This window comes from Microbacterium sp. Root553 (assembly GCF_001426995.1).
GTDB lineage: Bacteria > Actinomycetota > Actinomycetes > Actinomycetales > Microbacteriaceae > Microbacterium.
The window spans coordinates 2,265,493-2,283,896 of record NZ_LMFY01000001.1; the positions used below are offsets into that span (position 1 = coordinate 2,265,493).

Annotated in this window: 15 protein-coding genes; 7 read left to right on the plus strand and 8 right to left on the minus strand. The window is 68.4% G+C overall.

Annotation, left to right across the window (positions count from 1 at the left end; translation table 11 throughout):
* Positions 1–275: 275 nt before the first annotated feature.
* Positions 276–3,815: a chromosome segregation protein SMC gene (gene smc, locus ASD43_RS10520; RefSeq protein WP_056417111.1), complete on the plus strand. Its 3,540-nt coding sequence runs from the start codon at positions 276–278 to the stop codon at positions 3,813–3,815.
* A gap of 137 nt (positions 3,816–3,952) precedes the next feature.
* Here the strand turns inward: smc and ASD43_RS10525 are convergent, their stop codons facing one another.
* Positions 3,953–4,657, minus strand: a complete 705-nt coding sequence (locus tag ASD43_RS10525) for an alpha/beta hydrolase (RefSeq protein WP_056417114.1) — start codon at positions 4,655–4,657, stop codon at positions 3,953–3,955.
* Between the two features lie 28 nt (positions 4,658–4,685).
* Between ASD43_RS10525 and ftsY the strand changes: the two genes are divergently transcribed.
* A complete protein-coding gene (gene ftsY / locus ASD43_RS10530; protein WP_056417117.1) occupies positions 4,686–5,558 on the plus strand; it encodes a signal recognition particle-docking protein FtsY in 873 nt (290 codons plus the stop codon).
* 44 nt (positions 5,559–5,602) lie between these two features.
* Positions 5,603–6,103: a DUF2004 domain-containing protein gene (locus ASD43_RS10535; protein ID WP_056417120.1), complete on the plus strand. Its 501-nt coding sequence runs from the start codon at positions 5,603–5,605 to the stop codon at positions 6,101–6,103.
* A 42-nt stretch (positions 6,104–6,145) separates the two neighbouring features.
* Here the strand turns inward: ASD43_RS10535 and lipA are convergent, their stop codons facing one another.
* Complete coding sequence (lipA, locus tag ASD43_RS10540; protein ID WP_056417123.1) at positions 6,146–7,135, minus strand: lipoyl synthase; 990 nt, start codon at positions 7,133–7,135, stop codon at positions 6,146–6,148.
* Positions 7,132–7,791 (minus strand): lipoyl(octanoyl) transferase LipB, encoded by a 660-nt coding sequence (lipB, locus tag ASD43_RS10545; protein ID WP_056417128.1) that lies wholly within the window; start codon positions 7,789–7,791, stop codon positions 7,132–7,134. Before lipB ends, lipA begins: the two co-directional genes overlap by 4 nt.
* Before the next feature lie 92 nt (positions 7,792–7,883).
* Here lipB and ASD43_RS10550 point away from each other — a divergent pair, with 92 nt between their 5' ends.
* Positions 7,884–8,480: a TetR/AcrR family transcriptional regulator gene (locus tag ASD43_RS10550; RefSeq protein WP_056419472.1), complete on the plus strand. Its 597-nt coding sequence runs from the start codon at positions 7,884–7,886 to the stop codon at positions 8,478–8,480.
* A 61-nt stretch (positions 8,481–8,541) separates the two neighbouring features.
* Positions 8,542–10,095: a signal recognition particle protein gene (gene ffh, locus ASD43_RS10555; RefSeq protein ID WP_056417131.1), complete on the plus strand. Its 1,554-nt coding sequence runs from the start codon at positions 8,542–8,544 to the stop codon at positions 10,093–10,095.
* Between the two features lie 3 nt (positions 10,096–10,098).
* On the opposite strand, the gene ASD43_RS10560 is transcribed toward ffh, so the two are convergent.
* A complete protein-coding gene (locus ASD43_RS10560; RefSeq protein WP_056417134.1) occupies positions 10,099–10,965 on the minus strand; it encodes an EamA family transporter in 867 nt (288 codons plus the stop codon).
* Between the two features lie 39 nt (positions 10,966–11,004).
* Between ASD43_RS10560 and ASD43_RS10565 the strand changes: the two genes are divergently transcribed.
* Positions 11,005–11,967, plus strand: coding sequence for a LysR family transcriptional regulator (locus ASD43_RS10565; protein WP_235564112.1), 963 nt, complete (start codon positions 11,005–11,007; stop codon positions 11,965–11,967).
* A gap of 51 nt (positions 11,968–12,018) precedes the next feature.
* Here ASD43_RS10565 and glpK read toward each other — a convergent pair whose 3' ends face one another.
* From glpK to ASD43_RS10580, 3 genes are all read right to left on the minus strand, one after another.
* On the minus strand, positions 12,019–13,533 hold the full coding sequence (gene glpK, locus ASD43_RS10570) for a glycerol kinase GlpK (RefSeq protein WP_056417138.1): 1,515 nt from the start codon (positions 13,531–13,533) through the stop codon (positions 12,019–12,021).
* 28 nt (positions 13,534–13,561) lie between these two features.
* Entirely contained in the window at positions 13,562–14,314 is a 753-nt protein-coding gene (locus ASD43_RS10575) for an MIP/aquaporin family protein (protein WP_056417141.1), read from the minus strand.
* 92 nt (positions 14,315–14,406) lie between these two features.
* Positions 14,407–16,116, minus strand: coding sequence for a glycerol-3-phosphate dehydrogenase/oxidase (locus ASD43_RS10580; protein ID WP_056417143.1), 1,710 nt, complete (start codon positions 16,114–16,116; stop codon positions 14,407–14,409).
* Positions 16,117–16,218: 102 nt separating this feature from the next.
* Between ASD43_RS10580 and ASD43_RS10585 the strand changes: the two genes are divergently transcribed.
* Positions 16,219–17,190, plus strand: a complete 972-nt coding sequence (locus tag ASD43_RS10585; protein WP_082539353.1) for a sugar-binding transcriptional regulator — start codon at positions 16,219–16,221, stop codon at positions 17,188–17,190.
* A gap of 3 nt (positions 17,191–17,193) precedes the next feature.
* On the opposite strand, the gene ASD43_RS10590 is transcribed toward ASD43_RS10585, so the two are convergent.
* Positions 17,194–18,345: a glutamate--cysteine ligase gene (locus ASD43_RS10590; protein ID WP_056419475.1), complete on the minus strand. Its 1,152-nt coding sequence runs from the start codon at positions 18,343–18,345 to the stop codon at positions 17,194–17,196.
* Positions 18,346–18,404: the final 59 nt, after the last annotated feature.

Below are 18,404 nucleotides of genomic sequence, written 5' to 3' on the forward strand. Positions count from 1 at the left end.
ACGCCGGCGGCTACCGAATGCGCAAGACGCGGCGCGAACGGCGCGGCGAGGCCAGTGGCCTGTGCAGTGATTGTGATCATCATCGGTAACCTCCTTTCGTGTGGCGATCCGCAGGTTACGGTAGCGACACCCGGGCGTGTCCGTCAAGCACAGGCGTGTCCGGTCGGCGTGTCGCGAGGGCATCGAGTTCACCGATGGCCAGCGCGGGATGCCTGTCCTGCCGCGTGATTCCGGTAGCGTATGGGCGTGATCCACCCCCGAAGCGCGGTACGCGCATGCATCTGAAGAGCCTGACCCTCAAGGGGTTCAAGTCCTTCGCGCAGCCCACGAGCTTCGTCTTCGAACCGGGTGTCACCTGCATCGTCGGGCCCAACGGATCCGGCAAATCCAACGTCGTCGACGCCCTCGCCTGGGTCATGGGCGAACAGGGGGCCAAGACCCTGCGCGGCGGCAAGATGGAGGATGTCATCTTCGCCGGTACCTCGACGAGGGGGCCGCTGGGGCGTGCCGAGGTGCAGCTCACGATCGACAACAGCGACGGCGCGCTGCCCATCGAGTTCGCAGAGGTGACGATCAGCAGGACGCTGTTCCGCAGCGGCTCGAGCGAATACGCCATCAACGGGGAGACCTGTCGCCTGCTCGACCTGCAGGAACTGCTCAGCGACTCCGGGCTCGGGCGCGAGATGCACGTCATCGTCGGCCAGGGTCGTCTCGACACCGTGCTGCAGGCGTCCCCAGAAGACCGACGCGGCTTCATCGAAGAAGCCGCAGGCATCCTCAAGCACCGGCGGCGCAAGGAGAAGACGCTCCGCAAGCTCGATGCGATGGAGACGAACCTCACACGCCTCAGCGACCTCGCGGGGGAGATCCGCCGCCAGCTGAAGCCGCTCGGGCGCCAGGCCGAGGTGGCCAGAGAAGCTGCGACGATCGCCGCCGTGGTCCGCGACGCCAAAGCCCGTATCTTCGCCGACGACGTCGTCGCGCTCCGGACCGCTCTGGCAGACCACACCCGCACGGAGCACGAGCGTCACACCGAGCGTCTGGTGCTCTCGGATCAGGCCGAGGCCGTTCGAGCCGGCATCGCGCGGCTCGAACAGGACCAGAACTCCGTCGCGGTCGACCAGGCACGCGGGGTCGCCTTCGGGCTCGAACAGGTTCAGGAGCGGATGCGCGGGCTGTACACCCTCGCGAATCAGCGACTCGCGCTCCTCGGTTCCGAGGAGGACGACGCGGCCGTGACCTCGGTCACCGTGACGCAGAGCACGATCGATGAGGCGAAGGACGAGATCACCGAGATCTCGGCCGGACTCGGCGATGCCCAGGAAGCGGCGACGGCGGCGAGCAGGGAGGTCATGCTGGCGCGGGCCGAACTCGACACCCTCGACGTCGACATCGCCGAGCAGAGCGCTCTGGTCTCGGCCTACGACATGCGCATCAGCTCTCTGCGGGGCACGGCGGATGCTGCGGCATCTGCTCTGGCGGCTGTGCGCGGAGCGGTGCTCCGCCAGCAGAACGCGCTCGAGGCTGCCGAGAACCGGCGACGCGAGGCCGCGGAGGCGCTCGAGGCGATCGACGACACCGAGGCACCCGAGGGGACGGCGGCCGAGCACTCCGCCGCATACGAGACCGCGCAGCGCGCTGCGACGGCTGCGGAGACCGAGCGCGAGGCATTGCGCGAGCGGCTGCACGCGGCGGAGCGCGAAGTCGACGCGCTCACCGCGAAGTCCGCCGCACTCGGCAGCGCACTGGCCATCTCCGGCGGCGCGGCGGAGATCGTCAAGGCCGGCGGTCGCGGCATCCGTGGTCTGGTCGGCGATTCCGTGCAGGTCAGAGCCGGATTCGAGGCGGCCATCGCCGCGGTCCTCGGCCCGCTCGCCGAGGGGGTTCTGGTCGGCGATTCCGCCGACGCCTTCTCCCTCGCCCATGATGCGGCCACACAGCGCAGGGGAGTGGTCGACTTCGTGGTGGCCGATGCTCCGAGCCCTGTGGTCCAGCTCCCCGAGATCGATGGCGTGACTCCCGCGGTCGACACGGTCACCGCACCTGAGGGGGTGCTCGGCATCCTCTCGCACGTGCTGATCGCCGACGGGCTGGACGCGGCTCGCAGCGCCCGCGCCGCACTCGATGCCACCGAAGACACCACCACGACGATCGTCACCACCGGAGGCGATGTCGTCACCGCGCAGACTCTGCGCACCGGGTCTGGCGGCGAGCGATCGAGACTCGAGCTCGCGGCTGAACGTGAGGCCGCGAACGACCGGCTCGCTGAGGTGCAGGTGATCGTCGACACTCTGCGCGAGGCGCGCGAGGAGGCGAACGAGACCGTCGAGGTCTCTCGTCGACACGCCAAGGACGCGCTGCGGGCTCTGCGCGAGCACGACGCAGCGCTCGCCAGTCACGCCGAGCAGGTGAACCGCATCACGGTGACGCACGAGTCGGCGGTCGCCGAGTGCGAGCGCCTCGAGGCCGGTATGGAGCAGGCGCAGACGGCGGTCGAAGACGCCGCGGCGAAGGCGGAGTCCACGAAGGCCGAGTTGGAGGCTGCGGTATCGGCGCCGCGCCCTGTGCTCGATGCATCCGCTCGCGACGGACTTCTGGAGACGCTCGAACTCGCCCGGGAGGCCGAGGTGCGGGCGCGACTCGACATCGAGACGCTGCGAGAGCGCGTGCGCGCGGCGCAGTCGCGGGTCGCGAGTCTGGAGCGACAGCGCGAACAGGAGCGGGATGCCGCGGCCGAGGCCGCCCGCCGTGCTGTCATCAGGAGGGCGCAGCGCGAATCCGCCGCCGGCGTCGCATCGGAGCTGCCGCGGATCCTGGACTCGATAGATCGTTCCGTCACCGAGGCGCGAGTCGTGCTGGCGGAGGCGGAGGCTGCGCGATCGGCGCAGAACGAGGAGCTTACCGCGCTGCGAGCGCAGGAGTCGTCGTTGCGCGAGCGTCTCGCCGGGCTGACCGAGAGCGTGCATGGACTCGAACTGCAGATCCACGAGAAGAAGCTCCACCTCAACAGCCTCCTGGAGCGCGTCGCCTCGGAGCTCGCGCTGGACGAAGATATTCTCGTTACGGAATATGGTCCGGACCAGCTCGTTCCTCGCGACCCCGGCGCCGCGCCGAGCGAAGAGGATCACGCGGACGACTCGGCGATCCCGTTCGATCGCCGCATCCAGCAGCGTCGACTCGCCGACGCGGAACGCAAGCTCGCCCAGCTCGGTCGCGTCAATCCGCTCGCGCTGGAGGAGTTCGCGGCCCTCGAGCAGCGGCACGCCTTCCTCACCGAGCAGCTGGCAGATCTGACCCAGACCCGCCAGGATCTGCTGACCATCATCGCCGACCTCGACGAGCGCATGCAGATCATCTTCGCGAGCGCCTTCGAGGACACCAAACGGGCGTTCGGCGAAGTGTTCCCGCTGCTCTTCCCCGGTGGTTCCGGCAGCATCTCTCTCACCGATCCCGACAACATGCTGACCACCGGCATCGAGGTCTCGGTGCGACCGGTCGGCAAGAAGATCGAGCGGCTCTCGCTGCTCTCCGGTGGTGAGCGGTCGCTCGCGGCGGTGGCGCTGCTGGTCGCCATCTTCAAAGCGCGGCCGAGCCCGTTCTACATCCTCGACGAGGTCGAGGCGGCTCTGGACGACGCGAACCTCGGTCGGCTCCTGACGGTGTTCGAGCAGCTTCGCGAGAGCTCGCAGCTTCTGGTGATCACGCACCAGAAGCGCACGATGGAGATCGCGGATGCGCTGTACGGCGTCTCGATGCGCCAGGACGGCGTCTCCGCCGTCGTCGGACAGCGTGTCGGAGACCGCGCCGCCGTCTGACGCGGCATCCGCAGGTCGACGCGCCGCTGCACGCCTTCGCCTGCCGCTCGGGCGTGGATCCGCCCCGCCCGGGCGGATTCGGATGCCGTGTCGCGCCACGCCGGCCGGAGACTCGGATACCCGGCGCGCCGCCTCCGTCATCCGAAGTTGTGCTCAGGGTGGGGCCGCTGTGCGGGATCGTTCGGCGGGAGATCTGCGGCGAACCTGCTCACGAGTTCGCGGAAGCCCGGGGCATCCTGCGGCCTGTGCCCATGACCGCTCAGGATCTCGTGGGTGGCACCCCCACGCGCGAGGTCGGCGGCGATCTGCTCGTACTCGTCGTTCCAGCCGCCGGTCACGACCAGGGTCGGGATGCCGTGCAGCATCCGCTCGCGCACTCCGTGGCCCCAGGGAAGAGCTGTCCGAGCCCAGCGCTGCGCGAGGGCCTGCTCGGCGTCCCACTGCTCGGGCCGGAAGGACCCTCCGAACATGGCGGGGCGCAGCATCATCCAGAACCCACGGAGATCACCGGCTGCAGCCAGTGCCCGAGCCTCGGTGACGATCGCGATGTGGCGTTCGACGGACGCGTGCCCGCGGGAGATGTCGTACAGGGCCGGCTCGACGAGGACCATCCCGGCCACGTCGAGGTGAGCTGCGGCGAGCACGGTCGGCACCGCGCCGATGGAGTGAGCGACGAAGAGCGTTCGAGCGTGCGCTCGTGCCGACAGGAGCTCGCTCACCTGCGTGGAGATCGCGCTGTCGGGGGTGAACGAGACGAAGTCGCCGTCCGCGGCGTCGATCTTCGGCCATGCGTCCGTGCCACGCCGTCCGGCGCCATGGACGAACACGTGTTCGGGAGGCATCTCAGGATGGTACCCGTAGGCTGGACCCATGGCGGAGAAGTCCTGGTCCCTCACCCGAGCACTGCGCGGGATGTTCGTCAAGCCCACGATCGATGAGACGACGTGGGAGGACCTCGAGACGGCCCTGATCACGGCCGACTTCGGCCCGGAGATCAGCGAGCGCGTCGTCGACGAGCTGCGCGAGAAGGTCGAGCGCTTCCGCACGACCGATCCACAGGATCTGCAGCGCATGCTCCGTGAGACTCTCGAGGAGCATTTCGCGAAGTTCGACACGACGCTGAAGCTCACCGAACGCCCGGCCGTGGTGCTCGTCGTCGGAGTGAACGGGGTCGGCAAGACCACGACCATCGGAAAGTTCACCAAGTTCCTCCGCGGATTCCAGCGCAGCGTGGTCGTCGGCGCTGCGGACACGTTCCGCGCGGCCGCGGTCGACCAGCTCGCCACCTGGGCTCAGCGTGGCGGCGCGGCCATCGTGCGCCCGCAGCAGGAGGGGCAGGATCCGGCATCCGTCGCGTTCCAGACCATCGAGTACGCCAAGCGCGAAGGCATCGAGATCGCGATCATCGACACTGCCGGTCGGCTGCACACCAAGGGCGGACTGATGGACGAGCTCACCAAGATCCGTCGGGTGATCGAGAAGCAGGCTCCGATCAGCGAGGTCCTGCTCGTCCTCGACGCCACCACCGGGCAGAACGGCGTCATGCAGGCCGAGGCGTTCCTCGAGCACGCGGGGGTGACGGGACTCGTCCTCACGAAGCTCGACGGCTCCGCCAAAGCGGGCTTCGTCCTCGCCGTCCAGGAGCGCACCGGCATCCCGGTCAAGCTCCTCGGACAGGGCGAGGGAATCGACGACCTCACCGGATTCACCCCCCATGTCTTCGTCCAGTCGCTCGTCGGCTGACGACGGGACTACCGCCGCGAGCACGAGGCTGGTTTCATAGCGTTATGGCGATCGAACACGACTACTTCGGACTCCTGTCGTCAGGACCCGACGGCTCGATCTTCTGGTCGGAGACCGTGGAGCTCGGCGACCAGAGCGTCACCGTCGATCTCACGGCCCCCGATCAGGACGACGTCTCCACCGACGCCCTGGACATCGCGGCATCGCTGATCGCCGGGCTGGAGAGCGTCGATGACACCTCCCGCCGCGGGATGCTCGCAGAGGTCGACGATCGCACCAGCGAGGTGACCGAGTACATCCTGCAGCAGCAGGAGGCGTACGGCGACGAGCTGGAGGAGGTGCTGGTCGATGTGAGCGGCGATGCCGCCGTCGACATCATCCGATCGCTGCGGCTGATGAGCATGACGATCCTGGCCGACGAGCACGGGGGATCCGAGCCGTTCGCGGTGCTCGAGTACGCACTCGACGCCGGCACCACCGACGATGTGCTGCTCGTGAACCTCGGTTCCGACGGCAGCGTGCAGTCGGTGATGAGCGCCGACTGAGCGGTCGGCACCGGCGGGACTCCGTATGACGGACGCCGGTGCTCAGACGGCCTGAGCGAACCCGAGGTCGGCGCTCTCGGCGATGTGCGCGAGGTGCGGAGGGATCTCCCGTCCCTTCGACACCATCGACTGGGCCCACAGGCGGCCCGCGCGGTACGACGAGCGCACCAGCGGACCCGCGAGCACGCCGAGGAACCCGATCCGCTCCGCTTCCTCCTTGAACTCCACGAACTCGGCGGGCTTGACCCAGCGGGACACCGGCAGGTGCCGAGGCGACGGGCGCAGGTACTGCGTGATGGTGATGATGTCGCACCCGGCGTCATGCAGGTCGTGCAGCGCCTGCACCACCTCCTCCGGCTCCTCGCCCATGCCGAGGATGAGATTGGACTTGGTGATCAGGCCCGCGTTGCGTCCCTGCGTGAGGACATCGAGGGAGCGCTCGTAACGGAACGCCGGACGGATGCGCTTGAAGATGCGGGGCACCGTCTCGACATTGTGCGCGAACACCTCGGGACGCGCGTCGAAGATCTGGCCGAGGAAGGCGGGATCGGCATTGTGCTCGTTGGCGAGCAGCTCGACACCGGTGTTCGGGTTGAGATCGTGGATCCTGCGGACGGTCTCGGCGTTGAGCCATGCGCCCGTGTCGGGGAGGTCGTCGCGGGCCACGCTCGTCACGGTGGCGTAGCGGAGGTTCATACGCGCGACGCTCTCGGCGACGCGGCGGGGCTCGTCGGTGTCGTAGGCATCCGGCTTCCCCGTGTCGATCTGGCAGAAGTCGCAGCGTCTCGTGCACTGCGAACCGCCGATGAGGAACGTCGCCTCCCGGTCCTCCCAGCACTCGAAGATGTTGGGGCAGCCGGCCTCCTGGCACACCGTGTGCAGGTCTTCGCTCTTCACCAGCGAATGCAGAGCCGTGTACTCGGGTCCCATCTTCGCCTTGGTCTTGATCCACTCGGGCTTGCGCTCGATCGGGGTCTCCGCATTGCGGATCTCGAGGCGGAGGAGCTTGCGTCCCTCGGGTGCGGCGGTCATGCGGCAACTCCTGCGTGGTGGGGGGTCGAGTACTCGGCGAGGAAGGCGGTGGACACCGCGTCGACGACGTCGGCGGGGGAGATGTCCGCTCCGACGACCTCGCTCACCGTCGTGACGCCTGCGTCGGTGATGCCGCAGGGGATGATGCTCCCGAAGCCGGCGAGGCTGTTGTCGCAGTTGATCGCGAAGCCGTGCATGGTGACGCCCTGCTGCACGCGCACGCCGATCGCGGCGACCTTGTCCTCCGAGAGGGGGCGACGCACCCAGACGCCGCTGCGGCCGTCGACCTGATACCCGTCGACTCCGAGCGGACGGAGCACGTCGATCAGCAGGCGCTCGAGGCGGCGGACATGGGCGACCACGTCCATCGGCTCGGGAAGACGGACGATCGGATATCCCACGAGCTGCCCCGGACCGTGCCAGGTGATCTTCCCTCCTCGGTCGACATCGATGACGGGCGTGCCGTCGTGAGGTCTCTCCTGTGGTTCCGTGCGCTTCCCCGCCGTGTACACGGCCTCGTGCTCCAGCAGGATCAGGGTGTCGGGGCGATCGCCCGCGACCACGTCGGCATGCACGCGGCGCTGCAGATCCCATCCCTCGGGATAGGGGACGTAGTCGGGCGCGAGGCGCGGAGTCAGGATGTCGAGCGTGGTCATGTCACTCCCACTCGGGATAGATGGATTGCGTCTAACAATACCCCTCACTGCGATCCGCGTCGCGGCGACGCGGCGCGCGGTAGCGTGTGAGCATGATCAGCTCGAGCCGCGCCGGACGCCCGAGGGCCTCGTCCCGCGAGACGCTGGCCGATGCCGCCTGTGAGCTCTTCCTCGAGCGCGGCTACGACGCGACGTCCGTCGCCGACATCACCCAGCGGGCGGGAGTGAGCCGGTCGAGCTTCTTCAACTACTTCTCCTCGAAGAGCGACGTGCTGTGGTCGGGCTTGGACGACCGGATCGCCGGAGCCGTCGAGGACCTGAGCGCCGTGCCGCAGGATCGTCAGGGAAGCGAGGTCAGGCGCATCCTCACGACTCTGGTCGCGGACTTCGCACCCGACAGTCTCGCTCTCGCGATGACGAACGCCTCGGCGATGGGGCTCGACGACGAGTTGGTGCAGGATGCTGCGCTGCGCCAGGCGCGGCTGTCTGCGGCGCTGCGTGACCTCGCACTGCGATCCGGCGTCACTCCGGTCTCCGCCGACATCGTCGCCGCGACCTGGTCGGCGGCCGTCCTCGCAGCGGTGCGGGCCTGGGCGGAGAGCGGGGCCGGTCGGGGCACCGTCTCGGAGAGGTTCGATGACGCGGTGCGAGCCGTCGACGCACTGCCCTGGCGGGCTTTGACGCGCTGACCGCGTTCGCGCGCATCCCGCGCCGTGATGTGTCTGCGAGTCGCGTAAACTCGGTGTCACCATGGCTACCTTTGGCACGCTCTCCGATCGGCTCACCGAGACCTTCCGCAATCTGCGCACGAAGGGAAAGCTCACGGCGGCCGACGTCGACGGCACCGTGCGCGAGATCCGTCGCGCACTGCTCGATGCCGACGTCGCACTCGTCGTCGTCAAGGAATTCACCGCGAAGGTGCGTGAGCGGGCACTGGGCGATGAGGTCAACAAGGCACTCAACCCGGCGCAGCAGGTCGTGCAGATCGTCAATGAGGAGCTGGTCCAGATCCTGGGCGGCGAGCAGCGCCGCCTGCGGTTCGCCAAGACCGCGCCGACCGTGATCATGCTCGCGGGACTGCAGGGCTCGGGAAAGACTACCTTCGCCGGCAAGCTCGCGAAGCAGCTCGAGGGGGAGGGACACACGCCTCTGCTCGTCGCCGCCGACCTCCAGCGTCCGAACGCCGTCAATCAGCTGCAGGTCGTGGCCGAGCAGGCGGGCGCGACGATCTACGCCCCCGAACCCGGCAACGGCGTCGGTGACCCGGTGCGCGTGTCGCGCGACGGCGTCGAGCACGCGCGTCGCCACCAGCACGACGTCGTCATCATCGACACCGCCGGTCGTCTCGGCGTCGATGCCGAGCTGATGAAGCAGGCCTCGGACATCCGCAAGGCCACGGATCCCGACGAGGTCCTCTTCGTCATCGACGCCATGATCGGTCAGGATGCCGTCAACACCGCGAAGGCCTTCCAGGAGGGCGTGGACTTCACCGGCGTCGTGCTGTCCAAGCTCGACGGTGACGCGCGCGGTGGCGCAGCGCTCTCCGTCGCCTCGGTGACCGGACGCCCGATCATCTTCGCGTCGACCGGCGAGCGACTCGAAGACCTCGAGCCCTTCTACCCGGACCGTATGGCGAGTCGCATCCTCGACCTCGGCGACATCCTCACCCTCATCGAGCAGGCCCAGCAGGCCTTCGATGAGGAAGAGGCCGTCAAGATGGCCGAGAAGCTCGCCACCGAGCAGTTCACCCTCGAAGACTTCCTCGACCAGCTTCAGCAGATGAAGAAGATGGGATCGATGAAGAAGATGCTCGGGATGCTCCCGGGCATGGGGCAGATGAAGCAGCAGCTCGACGATTTCGACGAGCGTGAGATCGATCGCACCGAGGCCATCATCCGGTCGATGACGCCCGGCGAGCGCCGCAACCCGAAGGTGCTGAACGGATCTCGTCGACTGCGCATCGCGCGCGGTTCAGGAATGACGGTCACGGACGTCAACCAGCTCGTGCAGCGCTTCGACCAGGCGGCCAAGATGATGAAGACCGTCGCCCGCGGCGGCACGCCGAACATCCCGGGGATGGGATCGATGCCCGGGATGGGTAAGCCGGGAGCATCGTCGAAGCGCGGCAAGAAGGGCAAGTCCGCGGCAACATCCCGCTCGGGCAATCCCGCGAAGCGCGCCGCCGAGAACGCCGGGATCGCACCGTCCTCGACCCCGACGGGATCGGGCTTCGGCCTCGGTGGTGCGAAGGCGCCCAGCGAAGCCGACCTCGCCGAGATCCAGAAGCTGTTCGGCAAGGGCTGACGCTCAGGCACGCGGGCGGCGCAGTGCTCCGAGCTGTCCCGCGACGAGAGCCAGCAGGACCAGCGCGAGGCCGACCGTCTGCACAGGCGTGAACCTCTCTCCGGCGACCAGTGTGCCCAGAATCGCTGCGACCACGGGGGAGAGCAGCGCGAGCAACCCCGGCGCGATCACGGGCAGCTGCTGGATGCCGCGGAACCAGAGCGTATACGCGAGCAGGCCGCCGACGCTCCCGAGCCACAGGTAGCCGAGGGCCGCGGTGCCGTCGATCGCCGGGGGGAGACCCTCGAAGATGAGGGTGAGCGGCAGCAGGAAGAGCCCGCCCGCGGTCAGCTGCCAGCCCGCATACGCGACCGGTCCGACGCCGGACGGCCGACCCCAGCGCTTGGTGAGGACCATTCCGAGCGCGGTCGCGGTCACGCCCCCGATCGCCGCGAGCACGCCGAGCAGGTCGAGCGATGCCGCCGGTCCCAGCACGATCAGAGCCACGCCGCCCGCGCCCACCACGGCGGCGGTCGCCGTCGTCGGGCGGATGCGCTCCTGTACGACCAGGGCACCCAGCGCGAGGATGATCAGCGGCTGCACGCCGGCGACGGCGGCCGCGACACCTCCGGGCAGGCGCTCGGCCGCGAGGAACAGGAGCGCGAAGAAGGCGCCGATGTTGAGGATGCCCAGGATCAGCGCTTTGGCCCACCAGCCCCGCCGTGGCAGCGTCCCTCCGATCGCGAGAGCGATAAGGCCCGCGGGGAGGGATCGCAGCAGACCCGCCAGAAGTGGATGACCCGCGGGGAGGAGAGCGGTCGTCACCAGGTAGGTGGTGCCCCAGGAGAGGGGTGCCAGCGCGGTGAGGAGCAGTGTCGTGGTGCGGTTCATCCCTCCAGCGTGCGATCTCTGCGTCGATGAGTCCAATGCATGGTTGTCACCACAGTCATGACGAGAGATCATGTGTACATGGAGCTGCAGCAACTGAGGTACGTCATCGAGGTCGCGGCGACGCAGAGCTTCACACGCGCGGCGGAGCGGTGCTTCGTGACGCAGTCCGCACTCAGTCATCAGGTCGCAGCCCTCGAGCGCGAGCTCGGAGAACGGCTGTTCGTCCGCTCCAGTCGCAGCGTGCGCGTCACCGAGGCGGGGGAGGCCTTCCTCCTGCATGCGCGCGCCGCGGTCACCGCGGCCGACACGGCCAGGGAGGCGGCGACCTCGACAGGCGGGCGGGTCGTGGGCACGCTCCGACTGGGCATCATCCCCACCGTCACTGCGCTCGATGTGCCCGTGCTCATCGCGCGATTCCGCTCCGCCCATCCGGACGTCAGGGTCGAGCTCACCGTCGGCAACAGCGACGCGCTCGTCGAGGCGCTGCGCCGGGGCGAGCTCGATGCCGCACTGCTCGGTCTGCGAGCGGACGCGGAGCCGCAGGGGGTCGCCGTGCGGGAGCTCTCCCGGGAGCGGCTCGTGGCTGCGGTGCCACGGGGGCACCGGCTGGCAGCGCGTCGGCGCGTGCGCCTGGCAGACCTCGCGGATGAGACCTTCGCCGACTTCCCCTCCGGGACCTCGGGGCGCGCACAGAGCGACGCGGCGTTCGCCGCGGCGGGGATCCCCCGCGACGTCGCCTTCGAGGCGGACTCCGCCGCGCTCATCCTCGGCCTCGTGAGCGCCGGCGTCGCCGTGACGCTGCTGGCGCCGGGAGTGGTCGCCTCCGCCTCGTCCGAGGTGGTCGCCGTCGCGCTGGTCGACGGGCCCGAGCGGATCGAGTACGCGGCGTGGGACGCCCGTTCGCCGCGCGGCGTCACATCCGCGCTGCTCCGCGCGCTGGAGACGTCGACCCGGACCGGGAGCGGCACAGGGGTCTCGGCTGACGAAGCGTGCCCCGGATGACGAAGCGGGCCCGGAGGAATCCTCCGAGCCCGCTCCCTCACGACACTGAGGTCACTTCACGTCGTCGTCGACCCAGTCCATCGACTTGTCGACGGCCTTGCGCCACAGACGCAGCTGGCGATCGCGCTCGTCCGCATCGAGCGACGGCTCCCACCGGCGGTCTTCCTGCCAGTTCGCGGAGAGGTCGTCGAGACCGTTCCAGAACCCGACGGCGAGCCCGGCGGCGTACGCCGCGCCGAGGGCGGTGGTCTCAGCGACCACGGGGCGGACCACCGGGACACCGAGGACATCCGCCTGGAACTGCATGAGCGCATCGTTGGCGACCATGCCGCCGTCGACCTTGAGCTCCGTGAGGTCCACGCCCGCATCCGCGTTCACGGCGTCGAGCACGTCGCGGGTCTGGAAGGCCACGGCCTCCAGAGCGGCGCGCGCGATGTGGTTCTTGTTCGCATAGCGGGTGAGGCCGACGATCGCACCGCGCGCGTCCGGACGCCAGTACGGGGCGAAGAGGCCGGAGAAGGCCGGCACGATGTACACGCCGCCGTTGTCCTCGACCTTCTCGGCCAGCTCCTCGACCTCGGGAGCGGACGAGATGATCCCGAGCTGGTCGCGCAGCCACTGGATCAGCGACCCGGTGACGGCGATCGAGCCTTCGAGCGCGTAGTGCGTGGGCTGGTCGCCGAGCTTGTAGCCGACGGTGGTGAGCAGACCGTTCTTCGAGTGGACGATCTCCTCGCCCGTGTTGAAGATCAGGAAGCAGCCGGTGCCGTAGGTGTTCTTGCTCTCACCCTGCTGGAATGCGGCCTGGCCGAAGGTGGCCGCCTGCTGGTCACCGAGGATGCCCGCGATCGGGGTCTCGCGCAGCAGCGAGGAGTCCTCTGCGGCGCCGTAGACCTCGGAGGAGGAGCGGATCTCCGGCATCATCGAGCGCGGAACGCCGAAGGCCTCGAGGATGTCGTCGCGCCACTCGAGCGTCTCGAGATCCATGAACATCGTGCGAGAGGCGTTCGTGACGTCCGTGACGTGCACGCCGCCGTCGACGCCGCCGGTGAGGTTCCAGAGCACCCAGCTGTCGGTGGTGCCGAAGATCAGGTCACCGGCCTCCGCCTTCTCGCGGGCTCCGTCGACGTTCTCGAGGATCCAGGCGATCTTGGTTCCCGAGAAGTAGGTCGCGAGCGGGAGGCCGACGATGGGCTTGAAGCGCTCGACGCCGCCGTCCGCCGCCAGGCGGTCGACGATCGCCTGAGTACGGGTGTCCTGCCAGACGATGGCGTTGTAGGCGGGCTTGCCGGTGGTCTTGTCCCAGACGACCGCGGTCTCGCGCTGATTGGTGATGCCGACCGCGGCGATGTCGTGGCGGGTCAGGTCGGCGCGGCTCAGCGCCAGACCGATGACCTCCTGCACGTTGCGCCAGATCTCGGAGGCGTCGTGCTCGACCCACCCGGCCTTGGGCAGGATCTGCTCGTGCTCCTTCTGGCCCGTCGCGATGATGCTCCCCTTCTTGTCGAAGATGATCGCGCGGCTCGAGGTGGTGCCCTGGTCGATGGCGAGGATGTAGTCAGCCATGGTGTTCTCCTTTGAAGTCAGGTTCGGATCAGGCGAGGTTCAGCAGGACCGGGGCGGCGAGAGCGGCGAGTGCTCCACCGATCAGCGGACCCACGACGGGGACCCACGAGTAGGACCAGTCGCTGGAGCCCTTGCCCTTGATCGGCAGGATGGCGTGCGCGATACGAGGACCGAGGTCACGTGCGGGGTTGATGGCGTATCCGGTCGGTCCACCGAGCGACGCGCCGATGGCCACCACGACGAGGGCGACGGGCAGAGCGCTGAGCGGTCCGAGGCCTCCGGGGGTGCCGATGTCCGCGACGCCGTAGTCGGCGAACGCGAAGACCGCGAAGACGAGCACGAAGGTGCCGATCACCTCGGTGACCAGGTTCCATCCGTAGGAGCGGATCGCGGGACCGGTCGAGAAGACGCCGAGCTTGTTCGCCGCGTCGGGCTCCTCGTCGAAGTGCTGCTTGTAGGCGAGCCAGGTGAGGATCGCACCGACGATGGCACCGAGGAGCTCGGCGCCGGTGGCGACGGCGAACTGCGAGAAGTCGATCTTCCCGCCGATCAGGAGTCCGATGCCGACGGCGGGGTTCAGGATCGCACCGGAGTACGCGGAGGCGAGGACACCGACGAAGACCGCGAGGCCCCATCCCCAGTTGACCATCAGGAAGCCGCCGCCGAAGCCCTTGTTCTTCGCCAGGGCGACGTTCGCGACCACACCACAACCCAGGAGGATCAGCATCGCTGTGCCGACGAACTCCGACAGGAAGTAGAGACCGAGATTCACATCAGTCATGTCTTCATTGACCTTTCTTGAGTGCCGGGGCCCCATAGCCCCGGCACTTGTTGGGAGTTACACCGCGTGGAGGGCGGCGTTCGGATCTCTCGTCAGCCGCGTGCGCGAGACGAGATCTGGAGTCCATGTCGTTCGTTCAGGAGCAGTCGCGTCTGCTCGAGTTCGGCATCGTGCCGTGCCCGGTCCCAGTCGAGCAGAGAAGCGAGCGCGTCTGCAAGCTCCTCGAGCACATCCGCGTCTGCATTGCCGGTGAAGGCGATGCTGGTGCGGCGCAGGATCACGTCCTGCAGTCGGGCGACCATCTCGTTCTCGACCATCCAGGCGAGCTCACGGGTGGACAGGTCGCCGCCGGCGAGGGGTGCGTCCTCGCCCTGCTCGATGTGGGCCCAGACCTGGGCGGCGCGCGTGCCGTACCGGGCGAGAAGACGCTCGGCGCGATCTCCGGCGCCGGGCAGGTTCTCCTGGATCCAGATCCGACGCGCCTTCTCGGTGCGAGGGAAGTCTCGGCCGCCACCGATGGCGCGACCGGCGGTCGACACCGTGCGGGTGCGTCCGAGGAGTCCGAGGACCACGTCCGACAGGGACTCGCCGAGAGCGCGGAAGGTCGTCCACTTTCCTCCGACGAGGCTGACGAGCGGGGCGGCGCCCTTCTCGTCGACCTCGATGCGGTAGTCACGGGATACGAAACCGGGTGCGGTGTCCTCATGGCGAGGAAGCGGGCGGATGCCGGAGAAGTTGAAGACGATCTGCTCGCGCGTCACATCGATCTCGGGGAACACATGGTGGATGAGGTCGAAGAAGTAGTCGATCTCCTCTTCCGTGCACACCGGGACCTCGCGCGGGTCGGCGTCGATGTCGGTGGTCCCGACGAGCACGCGGCCCTTGAGCGGGTAGATGAGCACGATGCGTCCGTCGGAGTGCTCGAAGAAGATCTCGCGTCCGCGGGTCGCCTCGAGCAGCTCCGGGTGATCCAGCACGATGTGCGAGCCCTTGGTGCCGCCCATGAAGCGGGTGTCGGTGCCGAGCGCGTCGTTGGTGAGGTCGGTCCACGGACCCGAGGCGTTGACGACGACGTCGGCGGTGATCGGGAACTCCGTGCCGCTCTCGCGGTCGCGGAGCACGACGTTCGCTCCGTCGCGCGAGATCGCCTCGACGTAGTTCAGTGCGACCGCTCCCGGGTGCGCGGCGAGTCCGTCCTGGAGGACGTCGAGGGCCAGGCGCTCGGGATCGTGCATCGAGGCGTCGTAGTAGGTCGCCGTGTACTTGATGTTCGGGTCGATCGCGGGAAGCTCGGCGAGCGACTTCTTGCGTCCGAGGAACCGGTGACGCGGCACGGTGCCGCCATCGCGGGAGAACGTGTCGTAGATCGTGAGACCGATCTTGATCAGGAACGCACCGCGCTCCTGGGGCTTCCCGCTCTTGTGCGTGAGGAAGCGCAGCGGCGCCGAGAGGATGCCCGAGAACGTGGAGTAGATCGGGATCGTGGTCTGCAGCGGTTTGACGTAGTGCGGAGCGATCTTGAGCAGGCCGTTGCGCTCCTCGACCGACTCGCGGACGAGTCGGAATTCGCCGTTCTCCAGGTAGCGGATGCCGCCGTGGATCATGTGGCTCGACGCGGCGGATGCACCCGAGGCGAAGTCCCCGCGCTCGACGAGCACGACGTCGACGCCCTGAAGGGCGAGATCTCGGAATGTGGAGATGCCGTTGATGCCGGCTCCGATGACAAGGACGGTCGTACGTCCGGATTCACGGACCGCGCGGACTTCGGCGCGTTCCGGTGATGAGTGTGTCGACTCGATCATCTTCGACCCTTCTCTCTCTGCTTGCACCCAGCTTCGACCCATGCGCCCGTTACGCGCAAGCCAGCTGCACATATGTGCAAGTATCGAGGGGAGGAGGTCGTCATGAGCCAGTCCGACGCGGGATTCCGCGACGCGAAGCTGATCGCCGCGCTCACCGCCGCGCAGCTCTATTACATGCAGGACAAGACGATGGAGGTCATCGCCAAGGAGTTGAAGACGTCCCGATCCTCGGTGTCGCGGCTGCTCAGCTTCGCGCGGGAGAGCGGGCTCGTCGACATCCGCATCAATTCCCCGCTGGAACGGCTCGGGATGCTGGAACAGCACATCAAGGATCGCTACCACGTGGTCGCGCACGTCGTGCCGATCCCGGAGATCGTCAGCGAGGTCGAGCGCCTCGACCGCGTCGCCCTGACGGCGGGGCGCCTGCTCTCGCAGTTCGTGGACTCCAACATGATCGTCGGTGTGGCCTGGGGGTCGACGATCAGCGCGGTCAGCAGGGGGCTCACCCAGAAGGAGACCCACAACACCACGTTCGTGCAGCTCAACGGCGCGGGCAACACGCAGACCAGCGGCGTGGAGTACTCCAGCGACATCCTGCAGAGATTCGGCAGCGCCTTCGGAGCGCAGGTGCAGCAGTTCCCGGTGCCGGCGTTCTTCGACGACCCGTCGACCCGGGAGGCGATGTGGCGAGAGCGCAGCACGCGTCGGGTGCTCGATCTGCAGTCCAAGATGGACATCGCCGTGTTCAGCCTCGGTTCTCCCGCGGCCGAAGTGCCGAGCCGCGTGTATGTCGGCGGCTACCTCAGCCGCGACGACTACCGCAGTCTGCGCGAGGACCACGCGATCGGCGACGTCGCCACCGTGTTCTTCCGTGCGGACGGGTCGTGGCGGGACATCCGCGTCAATGCCCGGGCGACGGGCCCGGGACTCGACCGGCTCCGCCGCGTGCCACGGCGGGTGTGCGTGGTCTCCGGCGTGCCCAAGCTCGTCAGTCTGCGCGCGGCGATCGCGGCCGAGCTCGTCACCGACGTCGTCCTCGATGAGGGGCTCGCGCGCCGACTCCTCGACGACTGAGGACTACGGCTCCTGCGTCGATGACTCCGGGCCGGTGCGGAACTCTCTGATCAGATGCTGCACCACCGCGCGGAGATCGCCGCCGGTCGCGTTCGCGATGGTCAGCTGGCGCTCGTAGCTGGCACCGTCGCTCAGGATCGTGCCGATGCTGCCGAACTCCCGGACGCACCCGAGTTCGACCGCGATCGGAGCCAGCTCCTCGAGGATCTCGACGAGATGCTCTCGCACCGGGCGCTGGGTGCCGTCGGCATCCACGATCACGCGCGCGTCGAGTCCGTACCGTGCGGCACGCCACTTGTTCTCGCGGTGGAACCACGCCGGCATCCGGGAGAGGGAGCGCCCCTCGTCCATCTGACGCGAGAGATGCTCCACGAGGACCTGTACGAGTGCTGCGACCGCGGCCAGCTCGGGCAGCGACGAGAGGCCGTCGCACGCGCGCACCTCGATCGTGCCCCACCGCGGTGCCGGACGGATGTCCCACCGCACTTCTGTGGCATCGGCCATGACCCCCGTGCGCACCATGTCGTCGAGGTACGACTCGTACTCCGACCAGTCCTGCAGCGGCCAGGGCAGGCCGGCCGTCGGGAGCTGCTGGAACACCAGCGCGCGGTTCGAGGCGTAACCCGTGCGCTCGCCCGCCCAGAACGGGCTGGATGCCGACAGCGCCTGCAGATGAGGCAGGTAGGCGGCGAGGGCGTTGATGATCGGGATGACCTTGCGCTGATCCTCGACGCCGATGTGGACGTGGATGCCCCAGATCATCATGTTGCGGCCCCACCACTGGGTGCGCTCGATCAGCGTGTGATAGCGCGTCTTGTCGGTGACCGCCTGATCGAACCACTGTGCGAACGGGTGGCTTCCGGCGGAGAGCAGCTCGATCCCGGCGGGATCCGTGGCGGAGCGGACCGCGGCGATCGCGTTGGCGATGTCGTCGACCGCGTGGGCCACCGAATCGCCGATCCCGCTGGTCACCTCGATCGTGTTGGTGAGAAGTTCGCCGGTCACCGTGTGGCGCTCGTGGGCGCTCTCCGCCTCGAGAGCGGAGAGGAGCTCGGGCGCGCGTCCGACCAGATCGCCGCTCACCGGATCGGCGAGCATGATCTCCCACTCCAGGCCGACGGTGGACCGCGCCGACGGCGCGAATTCGAGCTTCACGAGCACAGTCTGACACGCGTCGTCGGCGACACGGCACCCACCGTGTCGCCGCGTTTCGC